This is a genomic window from Frankia sp. AiPs1 (assembly GCF_023716945.1).
Lineage (GTDB): Bacteria > Actinomycetota > Actinomycetes > Frankiales > Frankiaceae > Frankia.
In genome coordinates this window covers 1-1,464 of the sequence record NZ_JAMQQF010000921.1, presented here as the reverse complement: position 1 = coordinate 1,464, position 1,464 = coordinate 1, and the positions used below count along the sequence as shown (strand labels likewise).

The 1,464-nt window shown below is 77.0% G+C and carries 1 protein-coding gene; it reads left to right on the top strand.

Annotated elements, in window-relative coordinates; genetic code table 11:
- Positions 1 to 1,464, top strand: a 1,464-nt coding sequence (locus tag ND748_RS31890) for an AAA domain-containing protein (protein WP_251749993.1), incomplete at both ends; no start/stop codon positions are given.

Below are 1,464 nucleotides of genomic sequence, written 5' to 3'. Positions count from 1 at the left end.
CCCGATCCCCGGGCGGCGCTGCTGGACGCCTGGGTGCGTGACGTCTGGCGGCCCTGGGCGCCGGCGGCGCGCTCGGCCCGGGACGCCCGCGCGCTCTACCAGCGCCTGTTCGACCTGCGCCTGGCCCTGCAACGCGACGACGCCAGCACCGAGCTCGTCTGGGGGCACGGCGTGCTGTGCTGGCGGGTCGGCGACGCCGTGATCAGCCATCCGCTGCTCGTCACCCGGGTGGTGGCGACGCTCGATCCCGATTCCGGCGTCATCCGCCTGCATCCCGACGGTCCGACGAGCCTGGAGACCGAGCCGCTGCACGGCCTCGGGCTGCCCGGCCTCGACGAGCTCTCCGCCCTGCGTGACCGGCTGCGCGCCGCGCCGGTCGACCCGTGGGACGCGGCGGGCCGCGCGGAGGTGTTCCGCCAGGTCATCGCGCCGCTCGGGCTGGACGCCCGGCTGGTCGCGGGGCCGGGGCTGCCGCCGCCCGGCGCGGCCGCGGTCCTCGTCGACACGTGGGCGCTGTACGCCCGGCCCCGGCCCGCCCTACAGGCTCAGTTCTACGCCGACCTGCGCACCGCCCTCGCCGAGCGCGACGTCATTCCCGAGGCGATCGCGTCCGTCGTCGCCGACGAGGCCCTCGTCGCCGACGCGCTGGCCGGCGACGCGCAGGCCGACGACGGCGCCGGGCCGACCTCCGGCCCGGGGCGCCGGGATCACGGCGATCCGGGTGCGCGGCCGGGGTCGGGTGTCAGCGCGCCGGTCGGCCTGGGTGAACGGCTGCTCATGCCGCTGGCCACCAACGCCGACCAGGAGCGGATCGCCCGCCAGCTCGCCGGCTCCCGGGGGGTGACCGTGCAGGGGCCGCCGGGCACCGGCAAGAGCCACACCATCGCGAACCTGATCTGCCATCTCGTCGCCCACGGGCAGCGCGTGCTCGTCACCGCGCAGGACGAGCAGGCGCTCGGCGTGCTGCGCGACAAGATTCCGCCGGAGCTGCGGGATCTGACCGTCGCCGTGCTGGGATCGAGCCGTGCCGACCTCGACGAGCTGCGCGCCGCCGTGGTGGAGATCTCCGGGGCGCTCAGCGACGTCGACCCCGCGCGGGAGACCGCGGCCGTCAAGGCGCTCGCCGAGGAACTCGACGCCGCCCGCGCCCACGCCCGCACGCTCGAACTGCGCATGGTCGATCTGCTGGCGGCCCAGGCCCGCGAGTTCGAGCTGCCGCACGGGCGGGAACGGGCCCCGGCGGTGGCGGCGTGGCTCGCCGAGCGGGCCGACGAGCTGTCGTTCATCGCCGACCGGCTCGACCCGACCTGGGCGTTGCCGCTGGACCCGGCGGAGCTCGCGTTGCTGTACCGCGCGGCGCGGCAGATCGGTCCCGCCGACGCGCGGGCCCTCGCCCAGGAGCAGCCGGACCCCGCCGATTTGCCGGACGCGGTCGCCCTGGCCCGGCTGCACGCCGAGCTCGAC